This window comes from Paraburkholderia sp. UCT31, assembly GCF_014397655.1.
In the GTDB taxonomy this organism is placed as follows: Bacteria; Pseudomonadota; Gammaproteobacteria; order Burkholderiales; family Burkholderiaceae; genus Paraburkholderia; species Paraburkholderia tuberum.
Genome location: NZ_VZQP01000042.1, coordinates 1 through 16,349 on the forward strand (window position 1 = coordinate 1; position 16,349 = coordinate 16,349).

Below are 16,349 nucleotides of genomic sequence, written 5' to 3' on the forward strand. Positions count from 1 at the left end.
TCGAGCCGCCTCCCGCAAACGCGGCTGCCATGATGCTCGCACCATTAGTCGAGCTCGCCTTTAGCGATCCATCCTGTTGATTTTCGCGGGCGTGTTTCGCTGTTGATCCTTCCCGGATCAACACTGCTCGACAGCGCAGTTGCTGCCCGCGACCGATCAGTCAACTTGTCTCCTCGAGCCACATACAGGACGTCGCCGATGCGCGCGAATGTCGCTTAACAGGTGTGCGAGGGACGTTTGCAAATCTTGCGCGACTCGACGTGTTTAGTTTGTAGGTTGAGGGTGTCGAACGGAGCTTGTGCTGGCCGGCGCGCTACGTATCCAGCTAGCCTGTCGAGATCGGCTGGTCAAATCCGCCCCCATGCGAAAGTGATTGTCACGATCTCCGAATCGCGCCGTTATAGACGCGTGGGCAAATGGTCACGAAGGCGAAACCGGCAATGGATCGTGCAAGAAAGTTGCCAATCTGATGTCGGTCAAGGGTCCGGGCACAGCGAAAGTGTTGAACCCCAGCATGGGCCGCGTTCGGCGCTTGATCCGCGTCAAGGGGGAATGGCGGTAACTCTACCAGCCAACAGAACCGTCATAAATGCCCCATTGGGCGAGTGATCGAGTGGCCTTCGTCGTTGCGCGCAGAGGGCTCAGTGCGTCACGACGGTCGTGTGCGCGGCGAGGCGCTCGACCTCGGGTAGCGCCTGGCCCAGCACATCGATAGCCCCATCGTGGTGGAGGCCGTAGCAGCGCTGCGCAACGCGTGCTGAACGACCTCATGAATGACTCCCGTGTTCGATGAACCGATCTGGAACGTGAGTTGGGTTTGTGCGAACCGCGAATCGCTGGCATCAGAACAACAAGCGGAAGGCATTCCAATATTCACGTAGCGGTCTTGACAACGAACTTCGATTGAAGCTTGCACGCTCGACGGCTGATCCCGCTTGCGTAACGCCCGGCTGGATAGCGTCGAAGCAAATGTGCTGCGTGTCATTCAGATGGTCCGCACGGCCCCTGCCTCCGGACACACTAAAGAACTGCGCACCGCTCCAGGGCAATCGGCTAAAACCTTGCAGCGACGGCAACTATCCGTTGCCCCGCAGATGCTTGTAAGCCGACGGTAAGTGACTAGACTGGCAACGAACTGGCAAACAGCAGTCATGCCTCGCCAGACCGTTGTTCCCCAAACACGGCGTCTCCTGCATCCGACGCTCGATATGGAGTCTGATCATGCCGAAGTCGAAGACCTTCATCCCCGTCCCTGTTGTCGCGTCGATCCTGTCCTTCTCGACCGCCGCATTCGCTAGCAGCAGCGGTCCCCAAACCTATGAGCAAGCGGCTGTGCAACCGGTTCAGCGTCAAACGGTCGGCTACCATGACCACACGGGCGCCAATACACAACATGCAATGGACTTTCAGGCGGTGTTAGCCCGCGTGGAAGCCCAGCGGCAAGCGTTCAACAACTGCGGCGGGGTGACTAGTTCGTCCGCTCCCCTCCCGTCAGACAACGTAGCGTCGGGTAGCCCCGTCGACTTCAGTACCGCAACAGCGTCCTGGCGTTACAAGGCAACCTTGGCCGCGCGTTGATACGGCCCGCGGCTGCTAATCGCATCAAAATCAAGACGACCAACTGTAGAGCATTGAAATGAAAAAGACCTTCCTTGTACTGTTCGCCTTCCTTACCAGCACATCCGTGCTTGCGCAAAGCAATCTGCCGCAGCAATTGCCGTCGCAGCAGCCAGCGTCCGCCGGGCAACCGTCCACGAAGCAGCTTTCACAAGGTGGGCCGCAGCTTCCGCAACCTCCGCAGCTTCCGACACAAGCGTCGGCGCAAGTCCCGACCCAGCTTCCGAAATAACCCCATATGACTGCGCAACCCGCGCAGCCATACCTTGGAGACCGGCGAATGTCGCGGCTACCCGGATTCTGTTCATCGCTGTATGCGCATGTGATGCACGACCGGCGTTTGCCGGCGATTCGTTCATGACGTCGGCAGATCGCTGGCCGCGAGACCGTGGTTGGTTCAGCAATGGACTGCTCTCAACCCTTCCTCAGCAATTCCTCAGCAATTCGATAAGGCGCGGCGTCTTCGCCGGCTGCCTGCGGGTTTCGGCGAGAGCATCGACCGCGATCGGCGTGCCCCGCCATCCGGGCATGATCCGGAGTAGCCGTCCACGGGCCATTCATCGTGACGATTGGCTCCGCAACGGGCTGATTACCCATGTCACGCGTTGCAAACGGCGGATTTTGCCGACGCTGTGCAGGGTGAACCGTCCACCTGACGACACGATGGCGGTTCGCTTGCCGTCTCCCAAGGTTCGCGACCGTCCAGGCACCTGGCCTATGCGGCGTCAGTCCCGTCCGTCGGCCCATATGCGGCCAGAAACACATCGGCCGCTCTTTGAACGACTTTGGCGATGTTGCGCGCACTGATATCCGCCGGCACGCCCAGCAGGCAGAGTTCCAGCAATTCCGCTTCATACAGCCCACGCAAATGCGCTGTCGCGACGGCTGCGTTACAGCTGCGCAGCTTCCCGGCGTCAATCGATTGCTGCAGGAAGTCAGTCACCACTTGCCACCCGGGCTTCGGCCCGCGCTCATAGAACAGGGCGCCGACGTTCGACCGGCCACCTTCAAAATGCGCGAGACGGCGCACCGCGAGCAGTTGCGGTGTCAGGATCGCAACCAGACAGTGCTTGCCGAAGCTCACCAGTGCGTCGCGAACCGGCACAGTGGTCTTGAGTCGCTCGAGTGCAGCTTCTACTCCCTGTTGCGCGGCGACGCCCATGAACTCGGTGAACATCTCGTCCTTCGACTTGAAGTAGTTGTAGAGCGTGGCCTTCGACACGCCTGCCCGCGCCGCAATCTCGGACATCGACGCAAGCTCGAACCCCAATTCACTGAACACCTCAAACGCGGCGTCAACGATCACCTGCCGCTTTGCTTCTGTTTTCACTCTCATCTTCAATGCTCCTCCGGTCTGCGCGACCGATCAACGACATGGCCGGCGGCGACGCCCGTGACCGGCCTTCGACTTTCAATGTTGTGATCTTACCATACCTGAACCGTACAGTTTATTTCTGTTGACATGGATGATTTCGATAACTAGACTGTGCAGTATTGTAAAACGGAGCGAGGGAGCAGGAGATCATGCAAGAGAGCACGGACATTTGGAGCCAGGTGAAACCGGTGAGACTGGCCGCCGCATTCGCATTCGCCATCGTGGCGAGCGCCTGCGCGCAACTGCCTGATATGCCGCAAAAGCCGGTAACGAAAGACATCAGCAGGTACGAGACGGCAGAAAGTCTCGGTGCGGGCTCCGGCAAGCAGGTCGGCACCGCGTCCGCCTGGCCCACCGATCAGTGGTGGCTCGGCTATCACGATCCGCAATTGAACGCGCTGATCGCGGAAGCGCTCAAGGATGAGCCGACGCTGGCGGCCGCCGAGGCGCAGCTGCATAACGCCGAGGCGTCGGCGCAGGTGGCAGGCGCGGCGCTGTTGCCCGAAGTCAGCGCGCAGGGCTCGGTCGAAAAGAAGAAGCAGAGCTACAACAACGGCACGCCCTCCGCTCTCGTCCCTCACGGATGGCGCCCCTACGGCACCGCCGAGCTCGACTTCAGCTACGAGATCGACTTCTGGGGCAAGAATCGCGCGGCGCTAGCCGCCGCTACGTCGGAACTCGACGCGGCGCGCGCCGATGCGGCACAGGCCCGCATGGTGCTGTCCGCGTCGATCGCCGCAGCGTATGCCGACCTCGCGCGGCTGTTTGCCGAGCGCGACAGTGCGCAGGCGGCACTGCAGGTGCGCACGCAATCCGCACAGCTGTTCAGGGAGCGTTTCGCAAACGGGCTCGAAACGCAGTCCGGCGTCAAGCAGGCTGAGTCGAAGCAGCAAAGCGCGCAGGCCGACCTGCTCGAGCTGGATGAATCGATTGCACTGGAGCGCAACAAGATCGCCGCGCTGATGGGCGCGGGGCCCGACCGCGGCTTGCGCATCGAGCGTCCGGCCGTCGACCTGACCCAGCCTGCCGGCATGCCCGCCAACCTTGGACTCGGCCTGCTTGGCCGTCGCCCGGACGTGGTCGTTGCACGCCTGCGCGTAGAGGCGGCGGCCAAGCGGATCGACGTCGCGCGCGCCGAGTTCTATCCGGACATCACGCTCGGCGCGTCGATCGGCTACCAGTCGCTTGGCCTGAACATGCTGACGAACGCGGCTTCGGTGGCCGGCAACTTCGGGCCGGCGATCACGCTGCCCATCTTCAATGGCGGACGTTTGCGCGGCGAACTGCGCGGCAAGCGGGCGACCTACGACGAGGCGGTCGCGAACTACGACGAAACGCTGACGAAGGCGCTGCACGACGTGGCCGACGTTGCCGCAAGCAAACGCGCGCTGGCGGACCGGCTGCAAGCGACGCAGGCCGCCTACGACGACGCCGCCCAGGCGCACCAGGTCGCGCTCGATCGCTATCGCGCCGGCCTTGCCGGTTATCTCGAAGTGCTGAACGCCGCCGACACGATGACTTCCGCGCAGCGCCAGCTCGCCGATATCCAGTCGCGCACCTTCTCGCTCGATGTCGCGCTCGTGCGCGCGCTCGGCGGCGGCTTTCAGGCCAGCACGCCGGCCGCGACCGACGCAACCCATCCCAACAAGCAAAGCTGATTTCAAGGACTCCGATCATGTCTGAAACCCAATTCGTCAAAACCAGCGAGTCGCTGATGCCGGACTCGCCCGCTTCCGCTGCTCCCGCTGCTCCCGTCGATACCGGCGCTGCGGCCGGCGCTCCCCCATCGAACCGCAAGAAGCTGTTCGCGCTGCTCGGCGGCGCCATTCTCGTCGCCGGTCTCGGGTACGCGAGCTACTGGCACTTCGTCGCGTCGCATTACGTGTCGACCGACAACGCCTACACCGCGGCCGAAGTCGCATCGATCACGCCGGCGGTCAGCGGCATCGTCAAAAGCGTGCCGGTCGTGAATACGCAGCAGGTCCACAAGGGCGACGTACTGGCCGTCGTCGACGACACCGACGCAAAGATCGCGCTGGCGCAGGCCGAAGCCGATCTGGGCCGCGCCGAACGCAAGGTGCGCGGCTATGTCGCCACCGATACGCAACTGGCCGCGCAGGTCAGTGCGCGCGCAGCGGACGAATCCCGCATGGCCGCGCAGATCGCGTCGGCCCAGGCCGACTTTGACCGCGCGGCGATCGACCTGCAGCGTCGGGAAGTGCTCGCCCGCACCGGCAGCGTATCGGGCGAAGAGCTGAGCCACGCGCGCGCGGCGTTTGCCGCCGGCAGGGCGGCGCTCGACGCAGCCCGCGCTGCGGCCTCGCAGGCGAAGGCAAGCCGCGATGCCGCAGTCGGCTCGCTCGAGGCGAACAGGGTGCTGATTGCGGACACGACGGTCGATACCAATCCGGAAGTCCTGCTCGCACGCGCGAAGCGCGATCAGGCCCGCGTCGATCTCGAACGCACCGTGCTGCGCGCGCCGGTCGACGGTGTCGTCGCGAGCCGCCAGGTTCAGGTGGGTCAGCGCGTTCAGACCGGCACCACCCTGATGAAAGTCGTGCCGATCGAATCCGTCTACGTCGATGCGAATTACAAGGAAACCCAACTCGGCAAGGTGCGCATCGGTCAGCCGGTGGAACTGAAGTCGGACCTGTACGGCAGCAAGGTCGTCTATCACGGCAAGGTCGTTGGTTTCTCGGGCGGTTCAGGTTCCGCGTTCGCGATGATCCCCGCGCAGAACGCGACCGGCAACTGGATCAAGGTCGTGCAGCGCCTGCCGGTGCGCGTCAGGATCGATCCGGCCGAGCTTCGCGCGCACCCGCTGGGTATCAACCTGTCCATGGAAGCAACGGTCGACACACGCGGCGGCAACGACGCGTCCGCATACTAAGGATGCGCCATCATGTCTTCCCGTCAGGTCAATGACATCGCATTGCCGCCGCTGTCCGGCCCCATGCTAATTCTCGCGGCGGTGATGATCGCCGCCGCCAACTTTGTCGCGGTGCTGGACAGCACCATCGCGAACGTGTCGCTGTCGACCATCTCCGGTGCACTCGGCTCCTCGACGAGCCAGGGCACGTACGTGATCACCTCCTACGCGGTAGCCGAGGCGATCACCGTGCCGCTGACCGGCTGGCTCGCGAGCCGCTTCGGCACGGTGCGCGTGTTCATCACGGCGCTGGTGATGTTCGGGCTCTTTTCGGCACTGTGCGGGATGGCGACTTCGCTCGGCACGCTGATCCTGTACCGTGTATTTCAGGGGCTCGCGGGCGGCCCGCTCATGCCGCTCTCGCAAACCCTGCTGCTGCGCATCTTTCCGAAGGAGAAGGCCGCCGCGGCGCTTGGCCTGTGGAGCATGACGACATTGATTGCGCCGGTGATGGGCCCCGTGCTGGGCGGTATCATCTGCGACGACTACCACTGGTCCTACATCTTCTTCATCAACGTGCCGGTCTCGCTGATCTGCGGATACGCCGGATGGATGATGCTCAAGCGCTTCGAATCGGAGAAGATCCGGATGCGGATCGACACGGTCGGGCTCGTGCTGCTGATCATCTGGGTCTCTGCGCTGCAGATCATGGTCGATGATGGCAAGGACAAGGACTGGTTCAGCTCGATGGAAATTCGCGTTCTCGCGATCGTTGCGGTGATTGGTTTCCTCGCCTTCCTCATCTGGGAGCTGACCGAGCGAAATCCCATCGTCGATCTGCGGGTGTTCCGTCATCGCGGCTTTGCCGCGAGTGTGGTCACCATGTCGCTGGCGTTCGGCGCGTACTTCGGCGCCACCGTCCTCACGCCCCTGTGGCTGCAGAACAATATGGGCTACACGGCCACGTGGGCCGGCTACGCCCAGGCGACAACGGGCATCTTCGCGGTGGTCGCCGCACCGTTTGCAGCCAGACTGTCGACCAAGTTCGATGGACGCTGGCTGGTGTTTGCCGGCGTGATGTTGCTCGGCTCGGTGACGCTGTTCCGCACCCATGCGAATTCGGACATGGACTTCTGGCAGGTGGCACTGCCGCTGCTGCTGCAAGGCATCGGCCTGCCGTTCTTCTTCGTGCCGACGACGAGCATCGGCCTGAGCAGTGTCGACGAGCCCGAAACGGCGTCGGCGGCGGGCCTGATGAGCTTCTGCCGGACCTTCAGCGGGGCGATTGCCACCTCGGTCGTCAACACGTTGTGGGAGGACAAGACCAAGTTCAACCGCGCGGAGTTGTCGGGCCTCGTCGATCAGGCCGGCCACTTCATGTCCTCGCTGACCGGTTCCGGCTGGAGTGCAGATCAGGCGCAGGCGCAGATCAGCAACATGGTTGAGTCGCAGGCGGTGATGCTCGCCACCAACCAGCTTTTCTTTAACATCGCATGCTGCTTCATCATCGGCGCACTGGCGATCTGGCTTGCGCCCAAACCGACCCGTGTCGCGGATACGTCACAGGCACATTGAAGGCCAACGCGGGGCGCGCGCGCCCCGCTTTCGCCGATGCTGAATGACGACGACTGATGCCCCCTCGATACCCCGCCGCTTTTTTGCCTGTCACGTGCGGGTCACCTGAATACGACTCCCGACCATGATCCTGACTTCCTATCAGCGCCAGACCCTCGTCTGGGGCGCCATCGCGGCTGGCCTCGGTATCCTTCTATGGATCTTGCGCCCGGTTCTGACGCCATTCCTGCTCGGTGCACTCATCGCGTACATGCTGCAGCCGGGCGTCGAGTGGCTGGTGCGCCAGCGTGTGCCACGCGCGGTGGCCGTCCTGCTGATGATGCTCCTCTTCGCACTGCTCCTGACCCTGCTGCCGTTGCTTGCGTTCGCCGTGATGCACAAGGAAGGACCCGAGCTCGCGAAGAACCTTCCCGTCTTCATCGCGAACCTGAACGCGTGGCTGCAACCCAGGCTGGCACTGCTGGGTGTCAGCTACTCACTCGATCTGCCCGGAGTCCGCCACCTGCTGACGGGCGACACGATCGGCGACGGCCAGACCGTCATACTCGCGGCGTTGCGTTATGTGCGCACAGGCAGCAACGTCGTGTTTCCCGTGGTAAGCAACGTCATACTGGTGCCGCTCGTCCTTTTCTATCAGCTTTACGACAGGCACCAGATATTTGCGCGGATGGAAAGCTTTGTGCCGCGGCGCTGGGTCGGCAAGGTCCGGGCACTCGTGACCGAGATGGACCACATGCTGTCGCAATACCTGCGCGGCCAGTTGCTCGTGATGGGCGTGCTCGCCGTGTTCTACCCGATAGCGTTGACACTGGCCGGCCTCGACATCGCGCTGCCCATTGGACTCTTCACCGGCTTCGCGGTGTTCATCCCCTACGTGGGTTTCGCCGTGGGACTCGCCCTTGCCCTGCTTGCCGCGCTTCTGCAGTTTGGCGTCTGGTACGGCATCGGCGTAGTCGCAGCCGTGTACGGAGTTGGACAGGTTCTCGAAAGTTCTTTTCTTGTTCCCAAACTCGTGGGCGACCGCATTGGGCTGCACCCGCTCGCGGTGATCTTCGCTCTGCTTGCGTTTGGCCAGCTTTTCGGCTTTTTTGGCGTGCTGCTCGCGCTGCCGGTGAGTGCGATCCTTGCAGCGGTGCTGGGCGACCTGCGGCGCCGCTATGTGGCCAGCGCGCTGTATAAGGATTGACCGCCGGTTTGCCCTGGATGTCGATCTGCCGCCCGGACAATGCGGGCGGTAGCCGGATAATCAGTGCTTGGTTTGTGCGGCGTCCGTCGGCCCGTATGCGGCCATGAACACGTCGACCGCTCTCTGGACGACCTTCGCGATGTTGCGGGGGCTGGTATCGGCCGGCACGCCAAACAGGCACAGCTCCATCAACTCACCTTCATACAGGGTGCGCAGATGCGAGGTCGCGATAGCCGCATTACAGCTGCGCAACTGCCCGGCGTCAATCAATTGCTGCAGGAAGACAGCCACGGTTTGCCAGCCGAGCTTCGGCCCGCGCTCATAAAACAGGGCGCCGACGTTGGACCGGCCGCCTTCGTGATGCGCGAGACGGCGCACCGCGAGCAGTTGCGGTTTCAGCACTGCAACCAGATAGTGCTTGCCGAAGCTCGCCAGTGCGTCGCGAACCGGCACCGAGGTCTGGAGCAGCTCAAACGCCGCCCTGATTTCCTGTCGCGCGGCGACGCTCATGAACTCAGCGAACATCTCTTCCTTCGACTGGAAATAGCTGTACAGCGTGGCTTTTGATCCACCTGCCCGTGCCGCAATCTCGGACATCGACGCCTGCTCGAACCCCACCTCACTGAACACCTCAAACGCGGCGTCAACAATCGCCTGCCGCTTTTCTTCCGTTTTCACCCTCATTTCCGGTTCTCCTTCGGTCTATGAGACCGATCAAACGACACCGCTGGCGGCGGCGACGCACTTGACTGGTGTTTTCGATCAATACTGACAATCTTATCATAACAAAACCACTCGGTTTATTTGCGTTGACGGCAACAGTGGGTTTCACTATACTGAACGGTATAGTTATAACCATTTGGACTTACCTTGAATTGCGAGCACTTATGGACCACCTCGAAACGCTGCGAACCTTTTGTACCGTCGTCGAAATGCAAAGCTTCACGCACGCCGCGAATGCGTTGGGCATCTCAAAGGCAGTCGTCTCGCGTGCGATAACGGGGCTCGAAACCAGGCTCGGTGTGCGTCTTTTTCAGCGCACGACCCGACACCTCGCACTCACTGAATCCGGGGAGGAGTTTTACGGCGGCTGCTCGCGCGTGGTTGCTGAACTGGACGTGCTCGAGGCCGGTACCGGGGAGCGCGCACGGGCGCCTGCGGGGGTACTGCGGCTCGTCGCCCACACCACCGCGGCGCTGATAGAGTTGCCACCACTGATCGCCGGGTTCCGTGCCCGCTACCCAGCCGTGCAGCTCGAATTGACGCTGGCGGAACGGCCAGTCGATCTGATCAAGGAAGCCTTCGATCTCGGCATCGTGCTGCCGTTCATGCTCACGAGCGAGCTCACGATCACCCGTGCGTTGTGTCGCCTGCCCCTCGCCGTGGTGGGCTCGCCCAGCTATCTGCAGGGGCGCCAGCTACCGCAAAGGCCTATCGACCTCGCCGCATTCCGCTTCGTCACAATACTTGCGTCGATCAGCGAACCACAACTGCGGTTCCGGCGCGGTGGCGAACAGATCGCCGTGCCACTCGAACACGACGTGTCGAGCAACAACGCCGCGTTGAACAAGGAACTGGTGATGAGCGGTGCTGGTCTCGGCGCGTTGCCTCTTACGATGGTCGGCAAGGAGCTGGACGATGGCCGGCTGGTACAGCTGCTGCCCGACTTCGAGCTCATGAGCGGCGACGCCGAACTCAGGCTCGCATATCGCGACAGGGGCCTGATGACGGCGAAGGTCCGGGCGTTCATCGACTATGCGACGTCGTACTTCGACGCGCGCGCGGCTCAGATGGGCCACGTCCAACAGCAGCGGACGGTGGCCGGCGGCAGTGGCAGGCCGTCCTGATTGCCAGATGCTCATGCAAACCTTCCCTACGCTCGTCGTTTGCGAGCATTGTGACAGCGTGCTACGTCCGCAGCCCCAGGATAACGGCCGATACGAAGAGCGACCTGCTGTTCGACATTCTCAAGCGGTTGCGTGCAGCGGCCATTACGTCGGCGACCCCGCAGACTGTAATTATTCGAGACCTGCGGGAAGTTGACACCGGTAGCTCTGTCGTCTCTCGGGAGTGGAAACACGCTGGCAGCATCTGACGCGCATACAGATATATTCAAACCGGTCTCGCTAACGGCAACCCTAACCGGATCTTCCCTCACGTGTGCGGTGAGCAATTCCAGGAGGTCCTCATCAGTTGTGAACGGTGTGCTGAATCTAAACTGGGGCCGCCCATCTCACGGGTACACTGAGCAGTAGTTTTAGGAGGTCACGGTCAGAAAACAACCGCGCTCCTCGTGGAACACATCAAGCGCTTGTTGCAAAGGCTGTCAGTCAAGTCAACGGGCACCCCGCCCTTAAACCCAGGGCGGTTTCAAGGTCGAAGCGCAACGGCGGGTTTAATGTTTAGAGCCTTGAGGTTGAGCTGCTGAAGCAAGTGTTGCGGCAAAGACCTCGAATGGCGAAAGGAAGTCTCAACTGTCATTCGGCGAACGAAGTAATCTGGCACGCGCGAAGCACTAAAGTTTTATAGCCGCATTCCCGCTCACCAGGGCAAGTCGCGACTGTTTTGCCAAAAATCAGTGTTTTTCTGTAGGTCGCGACTGTTTTGCCAATTGAGAGCTCCGTCAGAACTTTACCTTCAGCTGAAAACCAATCGTAAAGGGCAGATTGTCCGATGGGATCGGCGGAATGACGATGAAGTTCGCGCCGACGCGCTTGTATTCGAGCATCACGATTGGCGCGACCACCGGGCCGATCGTGTGATTGCTGCCAAGCCCCCAGTTGCCATAGTTATAGCCGGAGATGATCCCTCCGATCGCCGCGATCCGCACGATGCCCCAATGCGCGAACTCCGGCGCCCATACGCCGCCGCCGTAGTAGGACGGCCGACGCAGCGAGTTGCGAAAGCCGCCGGCCGTCAGCGCCCACTGGTTGTTCAGCCAGCATTCGACACCAAGCCCGGGATTGAACTGCTCGAAGTGCGTATCGGGATCGGGGTTGATGTGATACGAGCCGAGCATCGCGTCGACCCATACACCGCCGTCACACCAGTTGCCCGCGTGCGCCGCGGAGAGCGCCGCGAAGCTGGCGAAAAGCGCCACCGCGGCGCGCCGGATATTCTTATTCATCTGCCTGAAGTGCATTTCTTCTCCGTCACCGGTCGAGCGCCGGTGTCATGGTGTTCTGGCGATCCGCGTGCCGCCCGTCGCGCACTGTACCTGAAGCCGTGCGGTCGATGTCGAGGACTCGCTCGGCCGGGCACGCGACGCGCCCCCGCAGCCGGAACCGCCACGATAACGGAGAACCGATGGCGCCGTGATGAACAAGCGGTAAAGAAGTTCGCGGCGCGCATCGGGTGCGCCGCCGGCGATGAATGTGGTGGGAACGTCTACAGACCGAGATCGGACAGGCTGGGGTGATCGTCGGGCCGCCGGCCGAGCGGCCAGCGATACAAGCGGTCGGCTTCGCGGATCGGCAGGTCATTGATGCTTGCGTGACGATGCGCCATCAGACCATGCTCGTTGAACTCCCAGTTCTCGTTGCCATACGAGCGGAACCAGTTGTTCGAATCGTCGTGCCATTCGTACGCGAAGCGCACGGCGATGCGGTTATCGGTGAACGCCCACAGCTCCTTGATCAGCCGATAGTCGAGCTCCTTCGCCCACTTGCGGCGCAGAAAGCCGACGATCTCCGCGCGGCCATGCACGAATTCGGCGCGGTTGCGCCACACGCTATCCGTCGTGTACGCGAGCGTTACGCGCTCGGGTTCGCGCGTGTTCCACGCATCTTCCGCGGCGCGCACTTTCTGGATCGAGGTATCGCGAGTGAATGGCGGCAGCGGCGGGCGAGCTTCGATCGTATCGGCCATGATGGTTCCTCAGTCAGGTTATGGTGCGCCGCGATGGCGGCCGTTTGGTTGCGGCGGGTTTCGCTGCCGCATCGAGCAAGGTCTTGCCAACCGCCTGCGCGTCGAGCGCCGCATCGGCTTCGCCGCTCACGAGCGCCACCGCGATCGCGCCGTCGAGCAGCACGAGCCATTGCCGCGCGAGCGGCGCCGCGCGACGCGCATCGATTTGCGCTTCCGCTACGAACGCGACGCATTCGGCACGCACGAAACCGAGCAGCCGTGCCTTGTGTCTGCGCGCGACGACGCGGATCGGATCGTCCGCGGATTCGATTTCGCCGGCCGCGTTCAGAAACGCGCAGCCATGAAAATCCGCCGATGCGAACCACTCGCGCAGCACGTCGAACATGCCGAGCAGGCGTCTGCGCGCGCCCTTGCCGCGCCGTTGCGCGCCGGCCATAAACCAGTTCATCCAGCGCTCGTCGCGCCGTTCGAGCGCGGCCGCGATTAGCGCATCTTTCGACTCGAAATGCGTGTAAAAGCTTTTGCGCGCGGTGCCGGACTGCCGCACGATCGCATCGACGCCGGTTGCATGGATGCCGCCGGCGTAGATGAGCGCCTCGGCGGCATCGAGCAGCCGCTCGCGCGCCGTGCCGGGCTGGGCCGCGTCGTTTGGATCGGTCGGAATCGTTTCGCGTGTCATGGACGAAAAGGTAGAACGATCATTCTCCCTCGTCAAGTTTTTCTTCGAGCTTCGGCGCTGTGGGTGCGCTTGCTGCTATCGTGATGGAGTCGCTTGATCACCGCTCAACCAGAATCGCTTCGATGAAACCATCCTCCGTTCGCACCGCGTGGGTACGCGCGCTGCTCGGCGCAACGCTGCTGGGCGCGGTGGCCTGCACGCCGATCCAGGTGCTCACGCATTCGGTCAGTCAAAACGAGGCGCGCGTGCCGCCCGGGCGCTACGACATCGATCAGGACCATACGAGCATCACGTTCGATATCGATCACTTCAAATACACGCGCTTTACGATGCGTTTCGATCGCAAGCAGGGGGAGCTCGACTGGAACGACGGCGGCCTCGACCGCAGCACGGCGTCGGTCGCGATCGACGCCGCAAGCATCGACACGAACGTGCCGCTGCTCGACAAGATGGTGAAAAGCGACAGCATGCTCGACGTCGCGCGCTATCCGCAGATCCGCTTCGCGAGCACGCGTTTCGAGCGCACCGGCGAAGCGCGCGGCACGCTGAGCGGCGATCTGACGATCCGCGGCGTCACGCAGCCGGTCACGCTCGACGTCACGTTCAACGGTTTCGCGCCCGATCCGCTGACGAAAAAGGACACGCTTGGCTTTTCCGCGGACGGTCATTTTAGCCGCGCGAAGTTCGGTCTATCTACCTGGTATCCGGCCGTCGGCGACGATATTCACGTGCGCATCCAGGCCGAGTTCGTGAAAACGCCCGCAGGCGCGTAAGCGCGCTGCGGGCGTTAGCGTTCAGACGGTGAAGCACCGACTCAGGCAGTCGTCCAGTCGAGAATCACCTTGCCGCTTTCGCCGGAGAGCATCGTCGCGAAGGCTTCCTGATAGTCGTCGACCTTGAAATGGTGGGTGAGGATCGGCGACAGATCGAGGCCGCTTTGCAGCATCGCGACCATCTTGTACCAGGTCTCGAACATCTCGCGCCCATAAATGCCCTTGATTTCAAGGCCTTTGAAGATCACCTGGGTCCAGTCGATCGCGGTTTGCGCGGGTGGAATGCCGAGCAGCGCGATCTTGCCGCCGTGGTTCATCGCTTCGAGCATGCCCGTAAAAGCGCTCGGCACGCCCGACATTTCGAGTCCGACGTCGAAGCCCTCGGTCATGTGCAGATCGTGCATCACGTCGCGCAACGATTCGCGCGACACGTTCACCGCGCGCGTCGCGCCCATCTTGCGCGCGAGTTCGAGGCGATAGTCGTTGACGTCGGTGATCACGACGTTGCGCGCGCCGACGTGCCTGGCGATCGCGACCGCCATGATGCCGATCGGCCCAGCGCCGGTAATCAGCACGTCTTCGCCGACGAGGTTGAACGACAGCGCCGTATGCGTCGCGTTGCCGAACGGATCGAAGATCGCGGCGAGATCGTCGGAGATTTCAGGCGGGATCTTGAACGCGTTGAAGGCCGGAATCACCAGGTATTCGGCGAACGCGCCCTCGCGATTCACGCCGACGCCGATCGTGTTGCGGCACAGATGCCGGCGGCCCGCGCGACAGTTGCGGCAGAAGCCGCAGGTGATGTGTCCCTCGCCCGACACCCGATCGCCGATCGCAAAGCCGCGCACTTCCTGCCCCATCTCGACGATTTCGCCGACGTATTCATGGCCGACGTGCATCGGCACCGGAATCGTCTTCTGCGCCCAGTCGTCCCACTTCCAGATATGAATGTCGGTGCCGCAAATCGCGGTGCGCGTGATGCGGATCATCACGTCGTTATGACCGACTTCGGGCTTCTTCACGTCGGTCAGCGTGAGGCCCGGTCCGCGTTCGAGTTTTGCCAATGCTTTCATCTGCTTCTCCATTCGAATCACGCGGCGATCACGTGGTGATGACGCCGAGCTCGCGGCCGACGCGCGCGAACGCCTCGACGGCGCGGTCGATCTGCTCCGGCGTGTGCGCGGCGCTCATCTGCGTGCGGATGCGCGCGCGGCCACGCGGCACCACCGGGAACGAAAAACCGATCACGTAGACGCCTTGCTTCAGCAGCGCATCGGCCATCTTTCCCGCGAGTTGCGCGTCGCCGAGCATCACCGGAATGATCGGATGTTCGCCCGGCACGAGCGTGAAGCCGAGCGCGCTCATCGCGCGGCGGAAATGCGCGCCGTTTTCGCGCACGCGTGCGCGCAGCTGCGCCCCTTCATCGCTGGCGAGCAATTCGAGTACCTTCAGCGACGCCGCCGCGATGCTCGGCGTGAGCGTGTTCGAGAACAGATACGGGCGGGAGCGCTGCCGCAACAGCTCGACGACTTCCTTGCGCGCCGCGACGTAGCCGCCCGATGCGCCGCCGAGCGCCTTGCCGAGCGTGCCGGTAATGATGTCGACGCGCGCCATCACTCCGCAATGCTCGGGCGTGCCGCGACCGTGTTCACCGATGAAGCCGACCGCGTGCGAGTCGTCGACCATCACCAATGCGCCGTACCTGTCGGCCAGATCGCAGATGCCGGCGAGGTTCGCGATGATGCCGTCCATCGAGAACACGCCGTCGGTCGCGATCAGTTTGAAGCGCGCGCCCGCCGCATCGGCTTCCTGCAGGCTCGCTTCGAGATCGCCGAGGTCGTTGTTCCTGTAGCGAAAACGCTTCGCCTTGGACAGCCGCACACCGTCGATGATGCTCGCGTGATTCAGCTCGTCGCTGATGATCGCGTCGTTTTCGTCGAGCAGCGTTTCGAACAGGCCGCCGTTCGCGTCGAAGCAGCTCGAGTAGAGAATGCAGTCGTCGGTTTGCAGGAACGCGGCGAGCGCCGCTTCGAGTTGCTTGTGCACGGTTTGCGTGCCGCAGATGAAGCGCACCGAAGCCATCCCGAAGCCGTCGCTGTCGAGGCCTTGCTTGGCGGCTTCGATCAGCCGCGCGTCGTCGGCGAGACCGAGATAGTTGTTTGCGCAGAAGTTCAGCACGTCGCTGCCGTCGGCAAGACGCACGTCGGCCGACTGCGGACTCGCGATCACGCGCTCGCTCTTGTAGAAGCCGTCGGCGCGGATCTGGTCGAGGGTGCCGCGCAAATGGGCAAGGTATTGGTCACGCATGAACGGGACTCCTGAGAGTGATGGCGCCCGCATTCGCATGCGCGCGGGAAGGGCAGCCTGTTATAGTCGGTTGTCAGCTTTATCGGATATTTTCGTTTTTC

General features: G+C 62.6%; 15 protein-coding genes. 8 read left to right on the forward strand and 7 right to left on the reverse strand.

Annotated elements, in window-relative coordinates; genetic code table 11:
* Nucleotides 1–1,221: 1,221 nt before the first annotated feature.
* Both F6X40_RS29015 and F6X40_RS29020 read left to right on the forward strand, forming a co-directional pair.
* Nucleotides 1,222–1,578 carry a hypothetical protein gene (locus F6X40_RS29015; protein ID WP_184023464.1) on the forward strand — a complete coding sequence of 119 codons (357 nt, stop codon included), beginning with the start codon at nt 1,222–1,224 and terminating at the stop codon, nt 1,576–1,578.
* 58 nt (nt 1,579–1,636) lie between these two features.
* Entirely contained in the window at nt 1,637–1,849 is a 213-nt protein-coding gene (locus F6X40_RS29020) for a hypothetical protein (protein ID WP_187630190.1), read from the forward strand.
* A 483-nt stretch (nt 1,850–2,332) separates the two neighbouring features.
* Here the strand turns inward: F6X40_RS29020 and F6X40_RS29025 are convergent, their stop codons facing one another.
* Nucleotides 2,333–2,953: a TetR/AcrR family transcriptional regulator gene (locus tag F6X40_RS29025; RefSeq protein ID WP_187630191.1), complete on the reverse strand. Its 621-nt coding sequence runs from the start codon at nt 2,951–2,953 to the stop codon at nt 2,333–2,335.
* 188 nt (nt 2,954–3,141) lie between these two features.
* Between F6X40_RS29025 and F6X40_RS29030 the strand changes: the two genes are divergently transcribed.
* The 4 genes from F6X40_RS29030 (at nt 3,142) to F6X40_RS29045 (ending at nt 8,622) form a co-directional block, all read left to right on the forward strand.
* Complete coding sequence (locus tag F6X40_RS29030; RefSeq protein ID WP_187630192.1) at nt 3,142–4,650, forward strand: efflux transporter outer membrane subunit; 1,509 nt, start codon at nt 3,142–3,144, stop codon at nt 4,648–4,650.
* A gap of 56 nt (nt 4,651–4,706) precedes the next feature.
* Complete coding sequence (locus F6X40_RS29035) at nt 4,707–5,882, forward strand: HlyD family efflux transporter periplasmic adaptor subunit (protein ID WP_187630227.1); 1,176 nt, start codon at nt 4,707–4,709, stop codon at nt 5,880–5,882.
* Between the two features lie 12 nt (nt 5,883–5,894).
* Nucleotides 5,895–7,436, forward strand: a complete 1,542-nt coding sequence (locus tag F6X40_RS29040) for a DHA2 family efflux MFS transporter permease subunit (RefSeq protein ID WP_316251859.1) — start codon at nt 5,895–5,897, stop codon at nt 7,434–7,436.
* 109 nt (nt 7,437–7,545) lie between these two features.
* A complete protein-coding gene (locus tag F6X40_RS29045) occupies nt 7,546–8,622 on the forward strand; it encodes an AI-2E family transporter (RefSeq protein ID WP_184074534.1) in 1,077 nt (358 codons plus the stop codon).
* Nucleotides 8,623–8,682: 60 nt separating this feature from the next.
* Here the strand turns inward: F6X40_RS29045 and F6X40_RS29050 are convergent, their stop codons facing one another.
* Complete coding sequence (locus tag F6X40_RS29050; protein ID WP_187630193.1) at nt 8,683–9,306, reverse strand: TetR/AcrR family transcriptional regulator; 624 nt, start codon at nt 9,304–9,306, stop codon at nt 8,683–8,685.
* Between the two features lie 203 nt (nt 9,307–9,509).
* Here F6X40_RS29050 and F6X40_RS29055 point away from each other — a divergent pair, with 203 nt between their 5' ends.
* On the forward strand, nt 9,510–10,469 hold the full coding sequence (locus tag F6X40_RS29055) for a LysR family transcriptional regulator (RefSeq protein WP_184074536.1): 960 nt from the start codon (nt 9,510–9,512) through the stop codon (nt 10,467–10,469).
* Nucleotides 10,470–11,245: 776 nt separating this feature from the next.
* Here the strand turns inward: F6X40_RS29055 and F6X40_RS29060 are convergent.
* From F6X40_RS29060 to F6X40_RS29070, 3 genes are all read right to left on the reverse strand, one after another.
* Nucleotides 11,246–11,764: a hypothetical protein gene (locus F6X40_RS29060; protein WP_090808157.1), complete on the reverse strand. Its 519-nt coding sequence runs from the start codon at nt 11,762–11,764 to the stop codon at nt 11,246–11,248.
* 245 nt (nt 11,765–12,009) lie between these two features.
* The gene (locus F6X40_RS29065) at nt 12,010–12,489 is read right to left on the reverse strand and encodes a DUF1348 family protein (protein WP_184073402.1); all 480 of its coding nucleotides are present in this window, start codon (nt 12,487–12,489) and stop codon (nt 12,010–12,012) included.
* Nucleotides 12,490–12,502: 13 nt separating this feature from the next.
* On the reverse strand, nt 12,503–13,168 hold the full coding sequence (locus F6X40_RS29070) for a TetR/AcrR family transcriptional regulator (protein ID WP_187630194.1): 666 nt from the start codon (nt 13,166–13,168) through the stop codon (nt 12,503–12,505).
* A gap of 122 nt (nt 13,169–13,290) precedes the next feature.
* Between F6X40_RS29070 and F6X40_RS29075 the strand changes: the two genes are divergently transcribed.
* Complete coding sequence (locus F6X40_RS29075) at nt 13,291–13,941, forward strand: YceI family protein (RefSeq protein ID WP_018424028.1); 651 nt, start codon at nt 13,291–13,293, stop codon at nt 13,939–13,941.
* 41 nt (nt 13,942–13,982) lie between these two features.
* Here the strand turns inward: F6X40_RS29075 and tdh are convergent, their stop codons facing one another.
* Nucleotides 13,983–15,014, reverse strand: coding sequence for an L-threonine 3-dehydrogenase (gene tdh / locus F6X40_RS29080; RefSeq protein ID WP_187630195.1), 1,032 nt, complete (start codon nt 15,012–15,014; stop codon nt 13,983–13,985).
* A gap of 28 nt (nt 15,015–15,042) precedes the next feature.
* Complete coding sequence (locus tag F6X40_RS29085; RefSeq protein WP_187630196.1) at nt 15,043–16,248, reverse strand: glycine C-acetyltransferase; 1,206 nt, start codon at nt 16,246–16,248, stop codon at nt 15,043–15,045.
* Nucleotides 16,249–16,349: the final 101 nt, after the last annotated feature.